This is a genomic window from Kocuria sp. HSID17590 (genome assembly GCF_003989485.1).
GTDB lineage: Bacteria > Actinomycetota > Actinomycetes > Actinomycetales > Micrococcaceae > Kocuria > Kocuria salsicia.
Genome location: NZ_RBMB01000015.1, coordinates 1 through 21,151 on the forward strand (window position 1 = coordinate 1; position 21,151 = coordinate 21,151).

Below are 21,151 nucleotides of genomic sequence, written 5' to 3' on the forward strand. Positions count from 1 at the left end.
CACCGGGCCCTGCCGCGGGGGACACCCCGGCGCCGGGCGCCGTCACGGCCCCGGGCGGCGTCGTGCCCCCGCGCAACGGATCCGCCGCCGTGACGGGACCCGGCGCACCCACCACGCACCGAGGAGGCCGCGCATGAGCGCCCTGGAGCTGTTCACCCAGCCGCTGGAGTACGAGTTCATGCTGCGCGCGCTGGTCACCACCGTGGCGGCGGCGTCCGTGTGCGCGGTGCTCTCGTGCTGGCTGGTGCTCGTGGGGTGGTCGCTCATGGGCGACGCCGTGTCCCACGCGGTGCTGCCCGGCGTGGTGCTCGCCTACATCCTGGGCATCCCGTTCACCGTGGGGGCGCTGGTCGCGGGCGTGCTGGCCGTGGTGCTGATCGGCGGGCTGCGGGGGACCAGCAGGGTCAAGGAGGACGCGTCCATCGGGATCGTGTTCACGTCCTTGTTCGCGCTGGGCCTGGTGCTCATCTCGGTCACCCCGAGCCAGACCAACCTGACGCACATCATCTTCGGCAACGTGCTGGGCATCTCCGCGGCGGAGCAGCTGCAGATCTGCGTGCTGGCCGTGGTGGCGCTGGCGGTGATGGTGCTCAAGCGGCGGGACCTCACCCTCTACGCGTTCGACCCCCAGCACGCCCACGCGATCGGGCTCTCCCCCCGGTTCCTGGGCGGGCTGCTGCTGGGGCTGCTCGCGGTGACCTCGGTGGCCGCCCTGCAGGTGGTGGGAGTGGTGCTCGTGGTGGCCATGCTCATCATCCCGGGCGCCACCGCGCACCTGCTCACCGACCGGTTCGGGGTCATGCTGGTGATCGCGCCGTGCGTCTCGGCCACGTCCGCGGTGCTGGGCATCTACCTCAGCTACTGGCTCAACGCCTCCCCCGGCGGGCTGGTGGTGCTCGTCCACGCGGCGGTCTTCGCGCTCGCGTACCTGCTCAGCCCCGCGCACGGGGTGCTGGGCAGCAGGCTGGCGGCACGACGTCGCCGGCGGGCGGTGGCGGGGTAGGTCGCCTCCGCGCCCGGGCGGGGTCGGGGCGTCCCGTGCCCTTCCCCTGCGACACGAGACCTGCGTGTGCGCGTCGGGCAGGCGTCGATCCCCGCCGGGCCAAGGTTGCCCGGGCGGCAGCGCTATGAGCTCCGGTCCCTGGCCCGGGCGGCTCGCTTCCGTTCCTGCTGCCGAGCGTAGTAGGCGCGGGAGCGGTTCCGGTCCCCGCAATCTCTCGTGACGCACCAGCGCCGGTTCCGCCGGGGGGACGTGTCGAGGTAGACCCATCCGCAGGTGGCGTCCTCGCACTGGTGGAGGCGGTCGAGGTCGTCCCGGTTCATGAGTTCCACCAGGCCGCGCGTGATGCGGTGGCGGACGGTCGCCAGCGTGAGCTCGTTGTCGGACCAGCACCAGCCCGCACCGCGCCGGGACAGGTGGGAGTGGCCCAAGGTGTCCCGGAAGGCAGTGGCAATGGTCTCTGCGGCGTGCTCGTCACCGTGGAACAGGGCCTCGTAGAGCCGCTCGCGCAGCGCAACGACTCGATCCAGTTCAGCGGCGGCGGTGCACGGATCCTCTCCGGCAAGAACCCGGAGCTGTTCCTGCTCAGTCGCATCGAGCAGCCCGGACTCCCGGCACCACGTGAGCACGCGGTCGTAGGAGGTCAGATCCTCCTCCCGCGCGGGGCCGCCGAGCCGCCACTCCACGGTATTGACCAGGTCGAGCATCCGGTCGCCCGAAATGTGGCTGAACGCCGCCATGCACCCTCCTCACAGACAGGTCAAGTCTTGCATGTGAGGGGGATCCGGGCTTGACTCTCACAAGCAACATCAATTTCACCCGTGAGAGCCACGCACCGGCCGACCACTCGAGAAAAGAGGCCCCTCATGTCGCTCCGCCTGTCGCACACCACCTGGGACGCCATCGACCCGCACGCCGTCGCCGAGTTCTGGCGCGAGCTCACGAACTGGGCGATCCACGAACCCGACTGCTACCACCCGGGCTCCGACGAGTGCTACCTGGTGACCCCCGACGGCTACATCGTGCTCTTCTTCCGGGTCCCGGACGCCAAGAAGGTGAAGAACCGGGCCCACATGGACCTCATTCCCCAGGGAGCCTCCCAGGAGGAGGAGGTCGCGCGGGCACTTCGACTGGGGGCAGTCATGGTCGACGACCGCCGCCACGACCTGGGCTGGGCCGTCATGGCGGACCCCGAGGGCAACGAGTTCTGCATCCTCTGACCCGCGGCCTGGCGCAGGGTGGCGCCCGAGGGCCAGGGGACAGAAAGTCTCCGCCCTCGCACCCCTCTCTCTGTCGTTGGGCTTGCCGGGCTCGCCTCGACGGCCCCGGTCCTGTCAGGAACCGACCTCGCCCAGCGAGACCCAGACCGCGTCGGTGGCGGTCTGCCCGAGGGGGACGCTGCGAGCGCCGTCGTCCAGCACGGCCTGGACCGAACCCGAGTAGGGGCCGCCGGAGCGGATGTCCAGGGGGACCCCCACGCCGATGCCCTGCTCGGCGAAGAAGCGCAGCAGTCCCGAGTCCCGGTCCGAGATCCGTTCCACGCGCACGCGGGAACCGTCCGGGACGGTGGTGAGGGAGACGGCGTCGGGAGGGGTGATGGTGCCGTCCTTGGCGGGGATCGGATCGCCGTGCGGGTCGCGCGAGGGGTGCCGCAGGAGGTCGTCCAGGCGGTCGATCATGAAGTCCGAGACGGCGTGCTCCAGGTGCTCCGCCTCGTCGTGGACCTGGTCCCAGCGGTAGCCGAGCATCTCCACCAGGAACGTCTCGATCAGCCGGTGCCGGCGCACCATCTCCACCGCGAGCGCCCGGCCCTGCTCGGTGAGCTCGATGGCGCCGTACGGGCTGTGCGCCACGAGACCCTGCTCCGTGAGCTTCTTGAGCGCATCCGAGACGGTGGACAGCCGCAGACCGACCTTCGCGGCCAGCGCCGATGTGCTGACGGGCTCCGCGGACCACTCCCCCAGGTTCCAGATGGCCCGCAGGTAGTTCTGGTGGCTCACCGAGAGCTTTGCGACCGACATGGTGGGAGACTCTAGCAAGGCAGAGAACCTCGCACCGAGCAACCAGACGTCATGCAGGCGCTCCACGGCGCGTCCTGGTGCGGGAAGTTCATGTCGTACGCATACACTCCGGTAGACCACCCGCTTGGGTGGAAGTCACACTAACCTGTCACCGCCCCGCCAGGCGGTTTACAGGTGGAGGGGAGGGGCTGCCGTGCTGCCCCCTCATGAACCGACGTCGAGCCCCCTCGGGACGACCGCAGCCGAGCCCTCTTCTCCCGTTCCCGCCCGCGCACCAGGCGTGCCGCTCGACGCCGTGGCCCGCGCCGCCACGAGGGGCATCCAGATCTACCCCTCCGTGGCCTCCGCGCAGTTCAGCATCACGGGCAGCCCTCTGGCTCCCGAGCTCACGGTCACGCTGGTCTTCACTCCCGCCCTGGAGAACCCGCGGATCAAGGACGAGATCCGCTACGAACTCATCCCGGGGCTGGAAGTCATCATCGGCGCCCCGTTCGCCCGGGTGACGCTGGTCTACACGGATGCAGCACCCGCCCTCACCCCGGCACCCGAGACCGCCGCCTGACGGAGCGGCGGGAGCCGCCCTTCGACCCTTCTCTCGCGGTCACCGCACATGGTGCGATTCCTGCAGCTGATAGACGGGCGTGTCCATCCCCAGCTCCCGGGCCTTGAGCTGCAGCGCGAGGTACTTCGAGTAGTGGCGGGACTGGTGCAGATTGCCGCCATGAATCCACAACTGCGGCACCGCTGTGGGCTTCCACATGTTGCGCAGCTCCCCTTCCCAGGGACCGGGGTCGCGGGTCGTGTCCGAGCCGTACCCCCAGCACTTGCCCACTGCGTCGGCAACCTCCGGCGAGACGAGATCCGCGAGCCACGCATTCATCGACCCGTACCCGGTCGCATAGACGAGCAGGTCCACGGGGACCAGCCGGTCGCCGTCGATGACCACCCCCTCCGGCACGACCTTGGTGACCTGACCGCGCTCCAGCTGGATCCGGCCGTCGATGATCAGCTGCGATGCTCCCACGTCGATGTAGTACCCGGATCCCCGTCGCAGGTACTTCAAGAACAGGCCTGAACCGTCCTCGCCGAAGTCCAACTCGAAACCGGCATCGGTGAGCGCACGGTAGAAGTCCGCATCCCGCTCAGCCATCTGCTCGTACACGGGAATCTGCGCAGCCGGCAGCAGCCGGTACGGCCACGAGGCGAAGAGCATGTCGGCCTTCTCCGTGGTCACCCCGTTCTCCAGGGCCTCCTCCGAGTAAAGCGCGCCCAGCGCCAGCTCCCGCAGGGAGTCGCTGCGGGAGATGTGCGTGGAGGAACGCTGGATCATCGTGACCTCGGCGCCCTTCTCCCACAGGGTCGCCGCGATGTCGTGGGCCGAGTTGTTCGACCCGATGACCACAGCTCGCCTGCCCTCGAGATCTTCTTCCCCACCCGTGAACTCGGAGGAGTGACCCTGCCATCCGGCGAAGTCATCGGCGCCTTCGAAACGGGGGGTGTTTGGGTAACCGGAGACACCCAGTGCGAAGACGAGCTGGGTGGGGTGCAGGACGACCTCCTCGCCACGGCGGTCCACCCGCACGGTCCACGTGCCCGTGCCCTGGTCGAACTGCGCGCCCAGGCACCGTGTGCCAGCCCAGTAGTCGAGTTCCATGATGTCCACGTAGTGCTCGAGCCAGTCCCCCATCTTGTCCTTCGACGGGAAGATCGGCCAGTCGTCGGGGAAGGGCAGGTAGGGCATGTGGTCGTACCAGACCGGGTCGTGCAGGTGCAGCGACTTGTAGCGTTTGCGCCACGAGTCACCCGCCCGCTCGTTCTTCTCTACGACAATCGTCGGCACGCCGAGACGTCGCAGCCGCGCGGCGAGCCCGATGCCACCCTGACCCCCGCCGATGATCAGCACGTACGGCTGCTCGTCGAAACCGAGCCGGGCGTCGCGCTCCGCCCGGGACTCCTTCCATGTCTTGCGCCCCCGGGTGATCTCGTGGGTGACGCCGAGCTCACGGCGGGGGCCCTTCTTCTCCTCGTGCCCCGTCAGTTCCTGCAGGGTGGTCAGCAGTGTCCAGCAACGTCCGTCCACGAGCCTCAGGTGAGCCCAGCCACGCCCGGCGGCGGTCATGAAGTTGAGCCATGCCTCTGCGTTCTCGGCCGTGCCCGATGCGGGCTCGGCGAGCTGCCAATCGTGCGGATCGACTGTCGGCAGCTGGGCCTGGAGCAGCGCCGCGATCTCATCGATGCCTTCGAGCGTCTTGAGGTTCCACGTGAATGCCACGAAGTCACGCCAGTAGCAGTCCTCGGCGAAGAGTTCCCGCAACGCGTCCTCGTCGTGCGCACGGAGTGCCCGGTCGAAGGCGGCGAGCCACATCTCGACGGCGCTGCTGGCCGCCTGCGGGTCGTCACTCACTGCGGAGCTCTCGCCGGGATCGGTTGCACGGTCGTGGGTCTGAGTCATGTCACTCCCTGATGTGGCTAGGCTATGATTTGGGTCACACTAGCGCGCTTCACCCGCCGACAACACCGGGCAGGACGAAAGCCCTGGGTCGCCACGATCTCCAGCCATCCGGTCCGCCGACCGCGCGTCCGGATCTGCGAGTGGATGACGCCGCCGCCCGCACCGTGAAGCCCATGGCACCGAGGCGCGCAGAGGCCCGGCCTCCCAGAACACGGGAGCCTCGACGTCGGCCCGGGCGGCCCCCACTGCACGTCGGCACCGTTGCCCCCCCGGTAACGGGGGGGCTTCATACCGAGCCCCTCCGGCTCCTCGGAAGGGAAGTGAGAAGCGGAACGGACAACGGTTGGCATCGTGCTGCGCATCATCGGGGCGCGCTCTTCCACTGCTCCAGCCGCCTCCTCATCGCGACGAACCCTTCGGCCCGGATCCCGCCCTGGTTCGGCGCACCTCCCTGCAATCCGCGGTCGCGCCAAAGACCCTCACGCCCGCCACCCAACAGCCCCCAAGGACCCCGCCCGCCCTGAGACCTGCCGGGCGCGCGGAGCGCGCCCGCGGCGTCGCCGTACCCTGGACGTCATGGACGACCCCGCCGACCCCCACCCGGACCGCCCGCAGGACATCCGTGTGACCCACACGCGCAGTGCGATCCGCGAAGCGTGCCTGGAGCTGCTGGAGGCGCACGACGCCCGCAGCATCACCATCAGCCAGCTGTGCAAGCAGGCAGGGATCTCCCGCGGCACCTTCTACCAGCACCACTGCGGGCTCGACGACGTGTACGCGGACATCGTGCGCCAGGAACTCGCCCGCACCGCGAAGGATCTCGAGGAGTTCGAGGGCACGCCCGGCCACGACCCCCTGGAGCGCCTGGTGACGTTCGTGCACGCCCGCGGCACCGGCCCCGTGGTGATGATCAGCAACCAGCAGCTGGCCTCACGGGTGCGGCCCATCGTGGAGCAGTGGCTCACCGAACGGATCTCCCTGGCCTCCTACGGCACCGCGCTCGAGGATCTGGACACCGAGCGCCGGGCGCGCGCCTACTTCGTGGCCGGTGGGCTCGCCACCGTGCTCGGGCGGCAGGCGCGCGCGGCCACCGCCACGGCCAGCACGACCGCGATGACCGACCTGCTGCGCGCCTCGATGCGCACCGTCCTGCACCCGCACATGTCCACCACCACATTGCGACAATACCCCCCTAGGGTATAACTTCGAGGCATGAGCGCTTCCGAGACCCCGTCCCGCGGCTACACCCAGGACAAGACCGCGTACGCCCGCCGCCTCAAGCGCATCGAGGGCCAGGTGCGTGGCATCCAGCGCATGGTCGAGGAGGACGCGTACTGCATCGACGTCCTCACCCAGATCTCCGCCATCCAGTCCGCCCTGAAGTCCGTGAGCCTGGGGCTCATGGAGGAGCACCTGGGCCACTGCGTCAAGCACGCCGTGGAGCACGCGCACGACACCGGGGACACCGCCGAGATGGACAGCAAGCTCGCGGAGGCCAACGCGGCCATCGCCCGCCTCGTCAAGAGCTGAGCGCCCCAGACCACACGGGGCCCCAACGACCCCTCCCCCGAGAACCAAGGAGAACACCATGACCACCACCGTGAACGTTTCCGGAATGACCTGCGGCCACTGCGTCTCGTCCGTGAAGGAAGAACTCTCCGAGGTCCCCGGCGTCACCGCCGTGGACGTGGACCTGAACTCCGGCGGGATTTCCCCCGTGACCATCGAGAGCACCGGGGACCTGGACCCGCAGGCCGTCACCGAGGCCGTGGCGGAAGCGGGGTACAGCGTTGTCTGACCCCGCCACATCCTCCACAGCCACCGTGGATCCCCAGGTCCACGGACCCCTGCGCGAGCTGGACCTGGAGATCACCGGCATGACCTGCGCGTCCTGCGTGGGCCGGATCGAGCGGAAGCTGCGCAAGATCGACGGCGTGCAACCGGCCGTCAACCTCGCACTCGAGTCCGCGGCGGTCCAGGTGCCGGCGGACGTCTCCGACCAGCAGATCCTCGATACCGTCAAGCGTGCCGGCTACCAGGCCACCATCGCCGGGGGCGGGCAGCCGACGACGTCGCACGGTGAGGGCGCCGGGGCGACCTCCCCTGGCTCGGCGGGTTCCGACGACTCGGATTCCGACGCCGCCGGTTCCGGTGCCGCGCGCACCTCCGGTCCGTCGTCAGATTCCGACGCGGCAGACGCGCGGGGCACGACGTCGTCGCCCTCCTCGGGTGCCGCGCCGCGCCAGGCCCCCGCCGGCCGCGGGGCTAACGAGCACCGCGACCCCGCGCTCGAGACCACCCCCGCCCAGCGGCGGATGGCCGACCTGCGGAAACGGTTCTGGGTGGCTGCCGCGTTCTCCGTACCCGTGTTCGTGATGTCCATGATCCCCGGCGCGCAGTTCCCGCACTGGGGCTGGGTGGCCGCGCTGCTCGCCCTGCCCGTGGTCACGTGGGCGGCCTGGCCGTTCCACCGGGCCACCGCCGTGAACGCGCGCCACCTCTCCACCACCATGGACACCCTGGTATCCCTGGGCGTAGCCGCGGCGTACCTGTTCTCGCTGTGGCACCTGGTGGCGGACCCCGGCATGACCGCCCATGCCCACCCGGGCATGCCCATGGACATGTCCAGCCACCAGCTGTACTTCGAGTCCGCAGCGCTCGTCACCACGTTCCTGCTGCTGGGCCGCTGGCTCGAGGCCCGCGCCAAGTCCCGCTCCGGCGAGGCGCTGAAGGCGCTGCTGGACCTCGGTGCCCAGCAGGCCACCGTGGTCGACCAGGACGGCACCGAACGCACCGTCCCCGTGTCCGAGCTCGCCGTGGGCGACACCTTCGTGGTGCGCCCGGGCGAGAAGATCGCCACGGACGCCGTGGTGGTGGAGGGCGAGTCCGCCGTGGACGCCTCCATGCTGACCGGGGAATCCGTCCCGGTGGAGGTCGGCCCCGGTGATGAACTGACCGGCGCCACCGTGAACACCACCGGGCGGCTGCTGGCCCGGGCCACCCACGTGGGCTCGGACACCGTCCTCGCCTCGATGGGCCGCACGGTGGCCCGCGCCCAGGCGACCAAGGCCCCCGTGGCCCGGCTCGCGGACCGCATCTCCTCAGTGTTCGTGCCGGTGGTCATGGGGCTCGCCCTGCTGACCCTGGTGGTGTGGCTGGTCGTCACCGGAGACCTCAACCGCGCGTTCGTCGCCGCAGTCTCGGTGCTCGTGATCGCCTGCCCGTGCGCCCTGGGACTCGCAACGCCCACCGCCATGCTCACCGGCACCGGGCGCGGCGCCCAGCTGGGCATCCTCATCACCTCCGCGGAGGTCCTCGAGGACACCCGCTCCGTGGACACCGTGGTGCTCGACAAGACCGGCACGGTGACCCACGGAAGCATGGCCGTGAGCGGGGTGACCCCGCTGAACTCGTGGTCGAAGGACCAGGTCCTGGACCTCGCGGCGGCCGTGGAGCGCTACTCGGAGCACCCGATCGCGCAGGCCATCGCCGCGGCGACCCCCCACCGCTACGACGTCTCCCGCTTCGAGTCCGCCCCCGGCGGCGGTGTGCGCGGGTATGTTCCGGACGGCATGAATGCCCGGGCGGTCGTCGTCGGGCGGGAGTCGTGGCTCGCGAAGAACGGCGTGACGCTCGACTCCGAGGAGACCGAGGCCCTGAGCCGCGCCCGGCAGAACGGCGCCACCACCATCCTCGTGGCGGTGGACGGACGGCTCGCCGGCTTCGTGGACCTGCAGGACACCATCAAGGAGGAGGCGCCGGAGGCCATTGCCGAACTGCGTCGTCTGGGTCTGCGCCCGGTGCTGCTCACCGGTGACAATGCCGCGGTGGCACGCTCCGTGGCCGCCGCCGTGGGGATCGAGCCCGAGGACGTGATCGCGGACGTCACCCCGGACGGCAAGGTCGAGGCCGTGGAGAAGCTGCAGGCGCAGGGCCGTGTGGTGGCCATGGTGGGCGACGGCGTCAACGACGCCCCCGCACTCACCCGCGCGGACCTGGGCATTGCCATGGGCTCCGGCACGGACGCCGCCATGCAGGCCGCGGACATCACCGTGGTGCGCAGCGAGCTGACCGCCATCCCCCTGGCCATCCGGCTGTCCCGCAGGACGCTGGCCACCATCAAGTCCAACCTGTTCTGGGCCTTCGCCTACAACACTGTGGCCATCCCGGTGGCCGCGCTGGGCCTGCTGAACCCGATGGTCGCGGGCGCGGCCATGGCCTTCAGCTCGGTGTTCGTGGTCCTCAACTCGCTGCGGCTGCGGGGCTTCGCCCGCTGAGCACGGGCCCGGGCACGACACCCCGGGCGGCCCCCAGCGAGACCGCGGAAGCAGGGGAAAGCCGGTGGAACCAGTTGACCCCACCCGCACACGGGAAGGGCCCCGGAGAACCAGAACGGTTCCCCGGGGCCCTTCGTCACGGGGACGCGACGGCGTCATGGGAGCATCGTGGCGGCGTCGCCACGGCCGCGCACAAAAGATCTGTCAGCGGGCGCTCGAGCCCGGTTCCTCGCCCGTGGTGTCCGGGCGCACGCGCTGGCCGAACTCAGGCTCACCGGAGGTCTTCTCCTTGGCCGCTCCACCGGCTGCCGCGCTGCGGGCGCGCTCCGCCTCCCGCCGGGCCTTGCTCTCGGCGAAGATCTTGGCGGAGGAACGGTTCACGCCGGTGCCCTGTCCGAGCTCCTCGGCGTTGGGCTTTTCGAGCAGCATGAGGGTGGCGCACACGACCACGGAGGCGATGAACGCGATGCCCGCCGCGATCAGGCCGAGGCCCACGCGTGCGGCGTTGTCGGTGCCGCCGGCGGCCACCGTGGAGACGACCACGAAGGCCACGACCGCCAGGACCACGGAGATGACCAGGGGCCCCTTGATGTCGGTTTTGCGCCGGCCGTCGTGCTCACTGCGCTGGGCCACGTGATTCCTCCTGGCGATGCTCTGGGTGTGGTTCGGGGGTGGGTCACGCCCATCAACCCGACATGTCAGTCTACGCGGTCAGGCCGCGCGCTCCGGGCCCTGCCGGGTCTGGTCCGCCGCCCGCGCATCGTGGCGCAGGCTCAGTGCGGCGACCAGCTGGCTCACGCCCAGGATGATGGCGGCACCGCCCGCGACCCCGAGCTCCGCCTTGGTGCCCAGGTTCTCCACGAGCACCATGCCCATGGCCGCGAACACGGTCACCACGCCGCAGAGGCTCCAGTCCCGCCCCAGGGGGAACTCGTGGCGGAAGCGCATGCCCAGGACGAGTTCCGTGATGCCGCACAGCCCCATGATCACGGCGGAGAGCAGGACGAGCAGCCAGTCGCTGCTGGCGACCACGGCCGTGAGTGCTCCACCGAGCACGTAAAGCACGCCGTAGGACTGGGGGATGCTGCGGCTCGCCCCCAGGTCCACGTCCTCCCGGCGGTTCAGGCGCACCTGCAGGAAGATCGCGGAGACCCCGGTGCCCACCAGGAAGAACGCCATGAGCCACCGGCCGGTGGTCAGGGACGGCTGCTGCCAGAACACGGTCACCGCCGCGAAGACCAGCGCCACCACGGCGCGCAGCAGCACGGGCGCCCACAGGTCGTGGCGCACGTCCGCCGCGCCGGTGCCGGGGCGGCTCTGCCCGCCGTGCGGGGCGGAAATCTGCTGGGGCACGCCGAAACTCCTGATCTGCCGTGGTTGTTCCGGCCAGTCTAACGAGGGCGCCCCGGGGAGTTCCCTAGGAACCGCCCGCCTCCCTCAGGATCCGGCGCAGCACCGCGGTTCCGCGCGTGAGGTCCTCGTCCGATGCCGTGAGTCCCAGGACGAGCCCTTCCGCGGAGGACGACGACGCCGCGCCCCCTCCCGCGCCGTCCTCGCCGGGGCGCGCGGTCCAGTACTCCCGCAGCCCGCTCACCAGCACACCGCGCTCCCGGGCGAGCGCGAGCACCCGGGACTCGTCCGCCACCTCCACCACCGCGTGGGCTCCGCCGGCCATGGGCACCACGGCCACACCGGGGATCCCGGCGAGCGCGGCGGAGACGAGCGAGCGGCGTCGTCGGAAGGAGCGGCGCATCCTGGCCGTGTGGCGCTGGAACTCGCCCGAGCCCATGAAGCGGGCCAGCGCGTCCTGGCCCACGAGCGAGACGGGCGAGCCCAGGTCCGCGCGGGTGGCGAGCAGCCCGGGCAGCAGCGGCGCGGGAGCCACCAGGTGCCCGAGCGCCACCGAGCCGCCCAGGACCTTGGAGAAGCTGCCCAGGGTGACCACGGTGTCCGCGGCGGTGTCCAGGGCGCCGAGCGCGGGCAGGGGCTGGCCGGTGTGGCGCAGCTCGGAGTCGTAGTCGTCCTCGACCACCACCGCACCGTGCTCGCGGGCCCACCCCAGCAGCTCGACCCGCCGGTCCACCGGCATGGTGCCGCCCAGCGGGTACTGGTGCCCGGGCGTGACCACCAGGACGTCCGGGGGCGCGGCCACGTCCCACCGCCCGGCCCCGCCCCAGCGACCGGCGGGCAGCACGGCGGGGTCCAGCCCGTGCTGGTCCACCCGCACGGGCAGCGCGGTGTGCCCGGTGGCCTCGACCACGCGGCGCAGGGCCGGGTAGCCGGGGTTCTCCACCGCCACGCGCAGGGGGCGACGGCGCGCGGCACCGAGCACGCGCAGCACCAGCTGCAGCCCGTCCCGCACTCCGGCGGTCACGAGGATCTCATCGGGCGCGCGGATGATCCCCCGGTTCAGCCGCAGGTGGTCCGACAGATGCCCCCGCAGGGATGTCTCCGCGCTCTCGCCCAGGGCGGTGGCTCCGGCGGCGTCCCGCCACGCCCCGCGCCAGGCGGGCGTGTCCAAGGCGACCACGGGGCCCGCGCCCGGGCGGAGGTCGACGACCGGGCCGGTCTGTCCACTCCTGCTCCGCGCGGGCCCGGCCGCACCCAGCCGTGCGGGCGCCCGCCCTGCCGACGCTCGCGGTGCCGACGCTCGACCCGCCGACGCCCCGGGAAGGCTCGCGGGCGACGTCGTGCCCGGGCCCTCACCCCGCGCGGCGGCGTTCCGCCGCTCCCCCGGCGAGGTTGTGCGGACGCTCGGAGCCGGCCGCGCGACCGGCGTGAGAGACGGTGTGATCCGCGTGGCACCGCGGTCGGCCACGAGGTAGCCCTCGCCGTTCAGCACGTCCCACGCGGCGGTGACGGTCCCGCGCGAGATGCCGAGCCGGACCGCGAGCGCACGCGAGGACGGCAGCGGGTCTCCGGGGTGCAGCACGCCCCGGGCCACGAGCTCGCGGACCTGCCGGACGAGCTGCTCCCCCAGCGGAACCCCGGAGGCGCGGTCCAGGGTGAGCGGCAGGTCGATCTCGCGGGGGTGGCGCACGCGCTCTCCTCGGGTCGGTGGTGGAGGTGCCACGAGTCTTCCAAAGTGGACCAGTGGATCTCCTGAATTCTGGTCCTACCATTGGACCACTTCCCGGGCCACGATGGTGGGCATGACTGAATCCACCCAGACCTCTGCCGAGAACCCCACCCCCGTGACCGGATCGCGCCTCGTGAAGCGCGGCCTCGCGGACATGCTCAAGGGTGGCGTGATCATGGACGTGGTCACCCCCGAGCAGGCGCGCATCGCCGAGGACGCCGGTGCGGTGGCCGTGATGGCGCTCGAGCGCGTTCCCGCGGACATCCGCTCCCAGGGCGGCGTGGCCCGCATGAGCGATCCGGACCTGATCGAGCAGATCATCGACACCGTCTCCATCCCCGTGATGGCCAAGGCGCGGATCGGGCACTTCGTGGAGGCCCAGGTGCTGCAGCACCTGAAGGTGGACTACATCGACGAGTCCGAGGTGCTCTCCCCCGCGGACTACGTCAACCACATCGACAAGCACCGCTTCGAGGTTCCCTTCGTGTGCGGTGCAACCAACCTGGGCGAGGCGCTGCGTCGAATCACCGAGGGCGCGGCCATGATCCGCTCCAAGGGCGAGGCCGGCACGGGCGACGTCTCCGAGGCCACCAAGCACATCCGCACCATCCGCGCGCAGATCGCGGAGCTGCAGGCCCTCTACGCCGCCGCCCCGGACGCCCTCTACGTCAAGGCCAAGGAGCTGCAGGCCCCGTACGACCTCGTGGCCGAGGTGGCCCGCACCGGCGCCCTGCCGGTCGTGCTGTTCACCGCCGGCGGCGTCGCCACCCCCGCGGACGCGGCGATGATGATGCAGCTCGGCGCGGACGGCGTGTTCGTGGGCTCGGGCATCTTCAAGTCCGGCAACCCCGCCGAGCGCGCCCGCGCCATTGTGGCCGCGACCGCCTACTACGACGACCCCGCCCGCATCGCGGACGCCTCCCGCGGCCTGGGCGAGGCCATGGTGGGCATCAACGTGGCGGACCTGCCCGCCCCGCACCGCCTCGCGGAGCGCGGTTGGTGAGCGGGTCCCCCGCGCAGCACCACCCGCACGACGACGCCGCCCTCCCGGCCAGCACCGCCCTTCCCACCTCGGGCGCACGGGCCGGGGAGGCGGCGTCGCCTCCCGTGGTGGGCGTGCTCGCCCTGCAGGGCGGCGTCGTGGAGCACGTGCGCGCCGTGGAGTCCCTGGGCGCCCGCGCCGTGAAGGTGCGCTCCGCCGACGACCTCGTGGACCCGGACGGCGTCCCGCGCATCGACGCGCTGATCCTGCCCGGCGGGGAGTCCTCCACCGTGGACCGGCTGTGCCGCACGTTCGGACTGTTCGAGCCCCTGCAGCGGGTGGTCCGTGGTGGTCTCCCCACCCTGGGCACGTGCGCCGGGCTCATCATGCTCTCCTCCGAGATCGAGGATCCCGCCCCCGGCCAGCAGTCCCTCGGGGTGCTGGACGTGAGCGTGAACCGCAACGCGTTCGGCTCGCAGGTGGCGTCCGCGGAGGTGGAGCTGGCCTGGGAGGGCCCGGCGAGCGACGTCGTCGCCCCCGGTGACGTGGTGCGCGCGGCCTTCATCCGCGCGCCCGAGGTGACCCGGGCCGGGGAGGGCGTGGAGATCCTCGCCCGGCACCGGGGTGCGGTCGTGGCGGTGCGCCAGGGAAACGTGCTGGGCATCAGCTTCCACCCGGAGCTCACGGGGGACACCACCCTGCACCGGCTGCTGCTGGCCTCCGTGCGCTGAACCCGCCCGCGCCGACATGCGGCGCAACAGACTCGCGCGGGTGCGCCGCAAGCGTGTAGACCTGGGCTCTCCGACTACTTTCGACGGAGGAACTCTTGGCCGGCTTCACCACCCGCACCATCCACGCGCTGCACGACGTCGCCCTGGGTGCCGTGGTGCCCCCGATCCACACCGCCTCCACGTTCCTGCAGCCCACCGAGGGCGGCGAGGGTCCCTTCGAGTACCAGCGCGGGTCGAACCCCACGCGCACCGATGCCGAGACCACCCTGGCGGCGCTCGAGGGCGCCCGGCACTCCTTCGCGTTCGCCACCGGCATGGCTGCCACCGGGGCCGTGCTCGGCACCCTGCACGCCGGTGACTCGGTGATCATGGGCCTGCCCGTCTACGGCGGCAACTACCGGTGGGCCACCATTGAGCTGCCCAAGCGCGGGATCACCACGCACTTCCACGACGACCTCAACCGGCTCTCGGACGAGGACTTCGACGAGAGCACGCGCATCGTGTTCCTCGAGACCCCGTCCAACCCCACGCTGCGCGTGACCGACATCCGACGTGCCGTCGAGCTTGCCCACCGCCACGGCGCCATGGTGGTCGTGGACAACACGTTCCTCACCCCGTACCTGCAGCGCCCGCTGGAGCTGGGCGCGGACGTCACCGTGCAGTCCGCCACCAAGTACCTCGGCGGCCACGGGGACCTGCTGGGCGGCGTGGTCAGCACCAACGACGACGAGATGGCCGAGCAGGTGCACCTGGCACAGATGGTCTCGGGCGGGGTGCTCTCCCCCATCGACTCCTACCGCCTGATCCAGTCCGTGAAGACCCTCGGCATCCGCCTGGACCGCCAGCAGGAGAACGCCCGGCGGATCGTGGAGTTCCTGCGCGGCCGGGACGAGGTGGCACGAGTCCTCGTCCCGGGATCCTTCGACGAGGAGGAGGCCAGGATCCAGGAGGCCCAGGCGGACGGACTCGGGGGACTGTTCTCCTTCGAGCTCGTCCCGGGCAAGGACGTCCGGGCGTTCCTCGGCCGCCTGGAGATCTTCGGCTTCGCGGTGAGCCTGGGCGGCATCGAGTCCCTGATCTGCCTGCCCACGTCCATGACCCACGGCGCATACTCCGCCGAGGACCGCGAGCTGGCGCACCTGAGCGAGAACCTGCTGCGCGTGGCCGTGGGCATCGAGGACGTCGAGGATCTCATCGCGGACCTCGCCCAGGCCCTCGACGCGGCCTGAGAGGGGAACCCACCGTGGACTCACGTCGAGCGACCCGCCGGGCCGTGCTCAGCGGCACCGGTCTGGCGGGGCTGGCCGCCGTGCTGGCCGCCTGCTCACCGGGCAGCGGCTCCGAGGAGTCGGGTTCCTCCGAGGACCTGCTGGCCAGGATCCAGCGCACCGGTGAGGTGCGCATCGGCATGGAGGGCACGTTCCGCCCGTACGGCTACCACGACGCCTCCGGCGCCCTGGTGGGCTACGAGAAGGAGATCGGGGACCTGATCGCCGAGGACCTCGGGGTGCGCGCCACCTACGTGGAGACCCAGTGGGACTCGCTGATCGCGGGGGTGGGTGCGGGCCGCTACGACCTGGTCATGAACAACATCGCGCCCACGGCCGAACGCAGGGAGAACTTCGACTTCTCCATCCCCTACGCGATCTCCCAGGGCCGCGCCGGGGTCGCCCAGGACTCCCCGCTGAGGTCCGTGGACGAGATCTCCGGGCACACCTCCGCCCAGACCGAGACCTCCAACTTCGGCAAGAGCATGGCCTCCCTGGGCGCCCAGCTGGTGCCCACCACGGGGTTCGACGAGGCCATCATGCTCGTCTCCTTCGGACGCGTGGACTTGACCGCCAACGACTTCGTGACGTTCCAGGCCTTCTTCGAGCAACGCCCGGATGCCAAAATCCGTCTCCTGGACGGCCAGGTGGGCGACGCCTCCGAGTCCGCGGTGCTCATGGCCCGCAACCAGCCACGGCTGCGAGCCGCCGTGGACAAGTCCCTGACCACCCACATGGACAACGGCGATCTGGCCAAGATCTTCGAGAAATACGTGTCCACCGACCTCACCCCGGAGTCATGACCGATTTCCTGAGCCTATGGGCCGATTCCCTTCCGCAGCTGCTGCTGGCCACCGTCAAGGTGACCATCCCGCTGAGCATCATCGCCTTCGTCCTTGCACTGGTGGTGGCGGTGCTCGCCACCGTCATGCGCCTGAGCGGCATCCGCCCCCTGCAGTGGCTCTCCCGCTTCTACGTGTGGCTGTTCCGCGGCACCCCGATCCTGGTGCAGCTGTTCATCATCTTCTACGGGCTGCCCGCCGCCGGCATCACGCTCTCCGCGTGGACCTCGGCGATCCTCGCGTTCACCCTGAACACGGGGTCCTACGCGGCCGAGACCCTGCGGGCCTCCGTGCAGTCCATCCCCCGGGGCCAGCTCGAGGCCGCCCGGACGCTGAACTACACGGGCTGGCAGACGGTGCGCCACGTCGTCGCGCCCCAGGCCCTGCGGATCGCGCTGCCTCCCCTGGGCAACGACCTCATCGACCTGGTCAAGGGCACCTCCCTGGTCATGGTCATCACCCTGGCGGACGTGTTCCAGGTGGGCCGTCAGATCGCCGCGACCAACTTCCAGCCCCTCACGCTCTACGCGGAGGTCGCTGTGATCTACCTGGCGATCTTCACTGTCCTCTCGCTGCTGCAGTCCCGCCTCGAACGGGTGTCCAACCGCTACATCAGGAGTTCCCATGCTTGAGCTGACAGACGTCTCCAAGAGCTTCGGGGACACCACCGTCCTGCGGGGGATCACCCTGGCGCTGCCCAACGGGGAGACCACCGTGATCCTCGGGCCGTCCGGCTCCGGGAAGTCCACCCTGCTGCGCACCATGAACCTGCTCGAGATCCCCGAGTCCGGGCGCCTGGACATCAACGGGGACTCCGTGACCTTCGGTGCGCAGCTGACCCGCAGGCAGATCTCCGCGATCCGCCGCCGCTCCGCCATGGTCTTCCAGGGCTACAACCTCTTCCCGCACGAGACGGTGCTGGACAACGTGGCCATGCCCCCGGCACTGAACGGCAAGGCGGACCGCGCCACGGCCCGGGCTCGCGCAGTGGAGCTGCTGGAGTCCGTGGGAATGGGCCACCGGTTGGAGGAGTACCCGGACAACCTCTCCGGCGGGCAGCAGCAGCGCGTGGCGATCGCCAGGGCCCTGGCCGTGGAGCCGGACTACCTGCTCTTCGACGAGCCCACCTCCGCCCTGGACCCCGAGCTGGAGGCCGAGGTCATCAGGGTCATGGTGGACCTGGCCCGCGAGCGCCGTTCCCTGGTGGTGGTCACGCACAACATCGGCTTCGCCCGCCGGGTCGCGGACCGCATCGTCTTCCTCGCAGACGGCGGGATCGGCTTCGACGGCGCCCCGGAGGACTTCTTTGCCTCGGACAGTGAACGGATCCGGCGCTACCTCAACGTCTTCGACGCCGTGTGAGCCCGTGACGCCCGCCGTTGCGGCGGTGCCGGTGGCGGCGGGTGCCGACGACGACGCCCGGTGCGGGTGCTGCCCGTGGTGCCGCTACGGCGTGATATCTCCACGGCACCCTGCCTCCACAGCGGGCGTCGAACTCGCGGTGCCGCGGACGGGACGCGTGCCAGACGGCCGTGAGCGCGGCGGCAGGCGCCCGTGTCGCCCAGGGAGACCAGCACGTAGGTGCCGGCCCCCAGGACCACGGCGGACAGCAGCGGTCCCGCCGGCGGCCGGGACGGCCGCAGGTGCTCGATCGGGTTCATGGTGCCCCGCTTTCCCCGGACCTCCCCTGTCCGCACAGGATCGGCGGCCATCCGCCTCCCTGTAGGTGCGGGGCCTCCGCCGGTGCGTGTGATGCGCACAGCTCCAGGAGCCCGGTGAACAGGAACTCTTGGTGACCGGGTGGTCCTCGTGGGGGGGAGATCTTCCTCGGCCACCGGGTCGTCGTGAACCGGGAAGTGTGAACCGCGCACCGGGCCGGATCCCACGCCCCCCCCCCCCGAGGGGCCACCCCCGGAGAATCCTCCACCGCCGCCGAACGAGCATGAGGAACCGGAGGAATCGGACGGGCCCGAGCTGTTGCCGTACGCGGGGCCACTGGAGCCGCCCTTCGGCGGAACTCCGCGGCAGGCCCCGAATCACCAAGGTCAGCACGTCCGCCACGACAAGGAGCAGCACCGCCCCGATCGGAGAATGAACCCCGACTTCGAGAAGGCGCGGTCGGAGGCGGCCTGCGAGGTCGCCCGGTCGTACACCGCGGTGAGGGTGTCCCGCAGCGCGGTCGTAGGAGGATCCGGCAGCCTCAGGACCCGAACGGGAGCATGGCGATCACGATGGCCGCCCTGGGTGACCAGGGGCACAGCGGGTATCGTCATGACCCCCTGGCCACGACCGGATTTGCCATCGCGAAAACAGTCCAGGCCGCGGGCGTGCCGCTCAGAAGCTCCCGGACGCCCCGCCCCCGGTGAAGCCGCCGCCCCCGCCGAACGAGCTCGTGCCGCCGGAGCTGCCGGACGACGAGGTCGAGGCGTTGACCACGCCCCCGGAGTACAGGGATGGGGAAACCGCGTAGAGCGGCAGCCAGCTCTGGAAGGTGGGGGCGTAGTGCACCTCCCGCTCGATGCCGTCCTTGCCCGTGCGGCGCACGGGATCGTCGTTGAGGCCCGGCGCCTTGGGTTTCTGCAGGCGGTACTTCAGGTAGGCCCGGCGCATGCTCGTGCTGATCCCCTCGCCCGGATGCTCCCGCTCGTACTGCTCAATCTCCCGCTTCGCCTGATCCATGATCTGCCTGGTGCTCCGGCGGCAGCGCCAGACGAGCACCAGGACCCCGAGCACGACCACGCCGACAATCGACAAAATGACCGTGGCCACCGTGCGCCCCTTCGCCGTCCGGTCCGCCGCGGCCTGCGGATCGGCCTCGTCGTAGACCTTGGTGACCGTCTTTGTGAACGCGTCCGCGTAGTCCCCGTCCTTGAACCCGGGCTCGAGCTGGTTCTCCATGATGTTCTCGGCGTCCGAGTCCGAGAGCACCTCCCGGGCGCCGTCCCCGACCTCGATGCGCAGCTCGCGCTCCCCCATGTCTGCGACGATCAGCACGCCGTTGTTGCGCCCGTCGTCCCCCACGCCCCAGTCTGTGGCGACCTTGCGCGAGTAATCCTCGATGTTCTCGCCCTGGGTGTCGTTCACGGTGAGGACCGCCGCGCGGATGTATTCGTTTTCATCATTCTTCTCGCCGATCAGCCGGTTGAGCTGCTCCTCCTGGCCGTCCGTCAGCAGGTCGGCCTGGTCCTGAACGGCGCCCACCTCGGGCCGCGGCGGGACGTCCAGGGCCTGGGCGGGGGCGACGGCGCCCGCCACGAGCACCGCGGCCAGGGCACCCCCCAGGGTGGCGCGCCTGAGCACCGCGGGCTGGGTTTCGGCGGTGGTCACGAGGGTCCTCCGGGGGTCTCGGGGTTCGGCGCTGTGCACGCGGGGTTGCTGGGGCCAGGCTACGTGCGCTCGTGCGCGGACAGAACCATCACCCCGGCCCCCGGCGGGCGTGTCGGCGGCGTGGCAGCCGACGCGGGTTCGGTCTCCGCCCCGAACCGGCGTTGCCGACCGCCCTCGGCCACTGGCCGGCTCCCGGGAGGGAAACCGGCCTACGGAGGGGACGTGCGCGACGGCGTCATCGGGAGCCTCAGTTCTTCGCGGTGGGAACAACCATCACGGGGGACTCGGTGTCCGCAAGGACGGCCTGCGAGACGGAGCCCATGAGCAGCCCGCGGAAACCGCCGTAGCCGCGCGTGCCCACGACGAGCAGGTCCGCGGTGCGCGAGGCGTCCACGAGGGCGTCCGCCGGACGCCCCTCCAGTACCCGGGTGACGGTCTCAAGGCCCGGGAACTCGCCCCGCAGCTCCTCGGCAACGCTTTCTGTGAGCTGCTGGGCCGGGGCCTTCAGCTGCTCCTGCACGGCCATCTCGAGCTCGTAGGAGTTCACCGGCAGGTAGCCGGTGGTGGGGACCACGCTCACCACGGCGAGCGTGAGCCCGTGGTCCGCGGCGTAGCGCGCCGCCACGGTCACGGCCGGGTTCTCCGTGCCGAGCTTGTCCACGCCCACGACGACGCAGCCCGCGAACGTCTCACCCTCGGGGCGGGTTTCCCGCTCGTCGGGCTTCCAGCTCTCCGGGAGGATCACCACGGGAACCGAGGAGTGGGCGGCCACGGCCGCGGAGACGGAGCCCACCCGGCCGCGGACGCCGTGGTGCCCGCGCTTGCCCATGACCACCACGGCGGCGTCCTTGGACTCGTACACGATCACGCCGGCCGCGTCACCGCGCTCGATGATGCACTGGGCCGTGACCCCGGCGGTCTTGGCCTTCTCCACGGCCCGCTTGGCGAGCCGCTCGGACTCCTCCTGCAGCGCGTCCGCGAAGGCGCCGTAGAGGGACTGGTCCAGGCCGGTCTGACGCCCCGTGGAGAGCACGATCTTCACCGGCAGCTGCCGCTGCTGCGATTCCGCGATCGCCCAGTCCAGGGCGCGCTCACTGTGGTCGGAGCCGTCGTACGCCACCACGATGTTCTGTGTCATGTCTGTGCACCTGCTTGTCTCGGTTGGAGGATGG

The 21,151-nt window shown here is 71.0% G+C and carries 21 protein-coding genes; 13 read left to right on the forward strand and 8 right to left on the reverse strand.

Going from position 1 to position 21,151, the window contains the following annotated elements; genetic code table 11:
- Window positions 1-133 precede the first annotated feature (133 nt).
- A complete protein-coding gene (locus tag D8M39_RS06760; protein ID WP_055085564.1) occupies window positions 134-1,003 on the forward strand; it encodes a metal ABC transporter permease in 870 nt (289 codons plus the stop codon).
- Window positions 1,004-1,125: 122 nt separating this feature from the next.
- On the opposite strand, the gene D8M39_RS06765 is transcribed toward D8M39_RS06760, so the two are convergent.
- A complete protein-coding gene (locus D8M39_RS06765) occupies window positions 1,126-1,740 on the reverse strand; it encodes a CGNR zinc finger domain-containing protein (protein ID WP_055085566.1) in 615 nt (204 codons plus the stop codon).
- A gap of 126 nt (window positions 1,741-1,866) precedes the next feature.
- On the opposite strand from D8M39_RS06765, the gene D8M39_RS06770 reads away from it, so the two are divergent.
- Window positions 1,867-2,220 (forward strand): VOC family protein, encoded by a 354-nt coding sequence (locus D8M39_RS06770; RefSeq protein WP_055085568.1) that lies wholly within the window; start codon window positions 1,867-1,869, stop codon window positions 2,218-2,220.
- A gap of 114 nt (window positions 2,221-2,334) precedes the next feature.
- Here the strand turns inward: D8M39_RS06770 and D8M39_RS06775 are convergent, their stop codons facing one another.
- On the reverse strand, window positions 2,335-3,021 hold the full coding sequence (locus tag D8M39_RS06775; RefSeq protein WP_055085570.1) for a metal-dependent transcriptional regulator: 687 nt from the start codon (window positions 3,019-3,021) through the stop codon (window positions 2,335-2,337).
- 280 nt (window positions 3,022-3,301) lie between these two features.
- On the opposite strand from D8M39_RS06775, the gene D8M39_RS06780 reads away from it, so the two are divergent.
- Entirely contained in the window at window positions 3,302-3,583 is a 282-nt protein-coding gene (locus D8M39_RS06780; protein ID WP_194074926.1) for a hypothetical protein, read from the forward strand.
- A 39-nt stretch (window positions 3,584-3,622) separates the two neighbouring features.
- On the opposite strand, the gene D8M39_RS06785 is transcribed toward D8M39_RS06780, so the two are convergent.
- Window positions 3,623-5,473: an NAD(P)/FAD-dependent oxidoreductase gene (locus D8M39_RS06785; protein ID WP_174233438.1), complete on the reverse strand. Its 1,851-nt coding sequence runs from the start codon at window positions 5,471-5,473 to the stop codon at window positions 3,623-3,625.
- A 576-nt stretch (window positions 5,474-6,049) separates the two neighbouring features.
- On the opposite strand from D8M39_RS06785, the gene D8M39_RS06790 reads away from it, so the two are divergent.
- The 4 genes from D8M39_RS06790 to D8M39_RS06805 are packed head-to-tail and all read left to right on the forward strand — an operon-like array spanning window position 6,050 to window position 9,750.
- Window positions 6,050-6,676: a TetR/AcrR family transcriptional regulator gene (locus D8M39_RS06790; RefSeq protein ID WP_055085699.1), complete on the forward strand. Its 627-nt coding sequence runs from the start codon at window positions 6,050-6,052 to the stop codon at window positions 6,674-6,676.
- Window positions 6,677-6,685: 9 nt separating this feature from the next.
- Window positions 6,686-7,003: a metal-sensitive transcriptional regulator gene (locus D8M39_RS06795; protein ID WP_094393210.1), complete on the forward strand. Its 318-nt coding sequence runs from the start codon at window positions 6,686-6,688 to the stop codon at window positions 7,001-7,003.
- A gap of 58 nt (window positions 7,004-7,061) precedes the next feature.
- Window positions 7,062-7,271, forward strand: a complete 210-nt coding sequence (locus D8M39_RS06800; RefSeq protein WP_055085695.1) for a heavy-metal-associated domain-containing protein — start codon at window positions 7,062-7,064, stop codon at window positions 7,269-7,271.
- Window positions 7,264-9,750 (forward strand): cation-translocating P-type ATPase, encoded by a 2,487-nt coding sequence (locus tag D8M39_RS06805; protein WP_055085693.1) that lies wholly within the window; start codon window positions 7,264-7,266, stop codon window positions 9,748-9,750. The genes D8M39_RS06800 and D8M39_RS06805 overlap by 8 nt, the downstream gene beginning before the upstream one ends.
- 204 nt (window positions 9,751-9,954) lie before the next feature.
- Here D8M39_RS06805 and D8M39_RS06810 read toward each other — a convergent pair whose 3' ends face one another.
- The 3 genes from D8M39_RS06810 to D8M39_RS06820 form a co-directional block, all read right to left on the reverse strand.
- Window positions 9,955-10,383 carry a hypothetical protein gene (locus D8M39_RS06810; protein ID WP_055085691.1) on the reverse strand — a complete coding sequence of 143 codons (429 nt, stop codon included), beginning with the start codon at window positions 10,381-10,383 and terminating at the stop codon, window positions 9,955-9,957.
- 78 nt (window positions 10,384-10,461) lie between these two features.
- Window positions 10,462-11,103 carry a hypothetical protein gene (locus D8M39_RS06815; RefSeq protein ID WP_232300352.1) on the reverse strand — a complete coding sequence of 214 codons (642 nt, stop codon included), beginning with the start codon at window positions 11,101-11,103 and terminating at the stop codon, window positions 10,462-10,464.
- Window positions 11,104-11,167: 64 nt separating this feature from the next.
- Window positions 11,168-12,790 (reverse strand): PLP-dependent aminotransferase family protein, encoded by a 1,623-nt coding sequence (locus tag D8M39_RS06820; RefSeq protein WP_126874694.1) that lies wholly within the window; start codon window positions 12,788-12,790, stop codon window positions 11,168-11,170.
- Between the two features lie 112 nt (window positions 12,791-12,902).
- On the opposite strand from D8M39_RS06820, the gene pdxS reads away from it, so the two are divergent.
- The 6 genes from pdxS to D8M39_RS06850 all read left to right on the forward strand — a co-directional run bounded on the left by pdxS (window position 12,903) and on the right by D8M39_RS06850 (window position 18,014).
- Window positions 12,903-13,832, forward strand: a complete 930-nt coding sequence (pdxS, locus tag D8M39_RS06825; RefSeq protein ID WP_126874695.1) for a pyridoxal 5'-phosphate synthase lyase subunit PdxS — start codon at window positions 12,903-12,905, stop codon at window positions 13,830-13,832.
- Window positions 13,829-14,542: a pyridoxal 5'-phosphate synthase glutaminase subunit PdxT gene (gene pdxT, locus D8M39_RS06830; protein ID WP_174233718.1), complete on the forward strand. Its 714-nt coding sequence runs from the start codon at window positions 13,829-13,831 to the stop codon at window positions 14,540-14,542. Before pdxS ends, pdxT begins: the two co-directional genes overlap by 4 nt.
- A 95-nt stretch (window positions 14,543-14,637) precedes the next feature.
- Entirely contained in the window at window positions 14,638-15,771 is a 1,134-nt protein-coding gene (locus D8M39_RS06835) for a PLP-dependent aspartate aminotransferase family protein (RefSeq protein WP_126874696.1), read from the forward strand.
- Window positions 15,772-15,785: 14 nt separating this feature from the next.
- Window positions 15,786-16,613: an amino acid ABC transporter substrate-binding protein gene (locus tag D8M39_RS06840; protein ID WP_055085685.1), complete on the forward strand. Its 828-nt coding sequence runs from the start codon at window positions 15,786-15,788 to the stop codon at window positions 16,611-16,613.
- The gene (locus D8M39_RS06845) at window positions 16,610-17,284 is read left to right on the forward strand and encodes an amino acid ABC transporter permease (RefSeq protein ID WP_126874697.1); all 675 of its coding nucleotides are present in this window, start codon (window positions 16,610-16,612) and stop codon (window positions 17,282-17,284) included. Before D8M39_RS06840 ends, D8M39_RS06845 begins: the two co-directional genes overlap by 4 nt.
- A complete protein-coding gene (locus tag D8M39_RS06850) occupies window positions 17,277-18,014 on the forward strand; it encodes an amino acid ABC transporter ATP-binding protein (protein WP_094393214.1) in 738 nt (245 codons plus the stop codon). Before D8M39_RS06845 ends, D8M39_RS06850 begins: the two co-directional genes overlap by 8 nt.
- A gap of 972 nt (window positions 18,015-18,986) precedes the next feature.
- Here the strand turns inward: D8M39_RS06850 and D8M39_RS06855 are convergent.
- Together D8M39_RS06855 and D8M39_RS06860 are read right to left on the reverse strand one after the other, a co-directional pair.
- The gene (locus tag D8M39_RS06855) at window positions 18,987-19,979 is read right to left on the reverse strand and encodes a YgcG family protein (protein ID WP_126874698.1); all 993 of its coding nucleotides are present in this window, start codon (window positions 19,977-19,979) and stop codon (window positions 18,987-18,989) included.
- Window positions 19,980-20,226: 247 nt separating this feature from the next.
- On the reverse strand, window positions 20,227-21,117 hold the full coding sequence (locus tag D8M39_RS06860) for a universal stress protein (RefSeq protein WP_094393216.1): 891 nt from the start codon (window positions 21,115-21,117) through the stop codon (window positions 20,227-20,229).
- Between the last annotated feature and the right edge of the window lie 34 nt (window positions 21,118-21,151).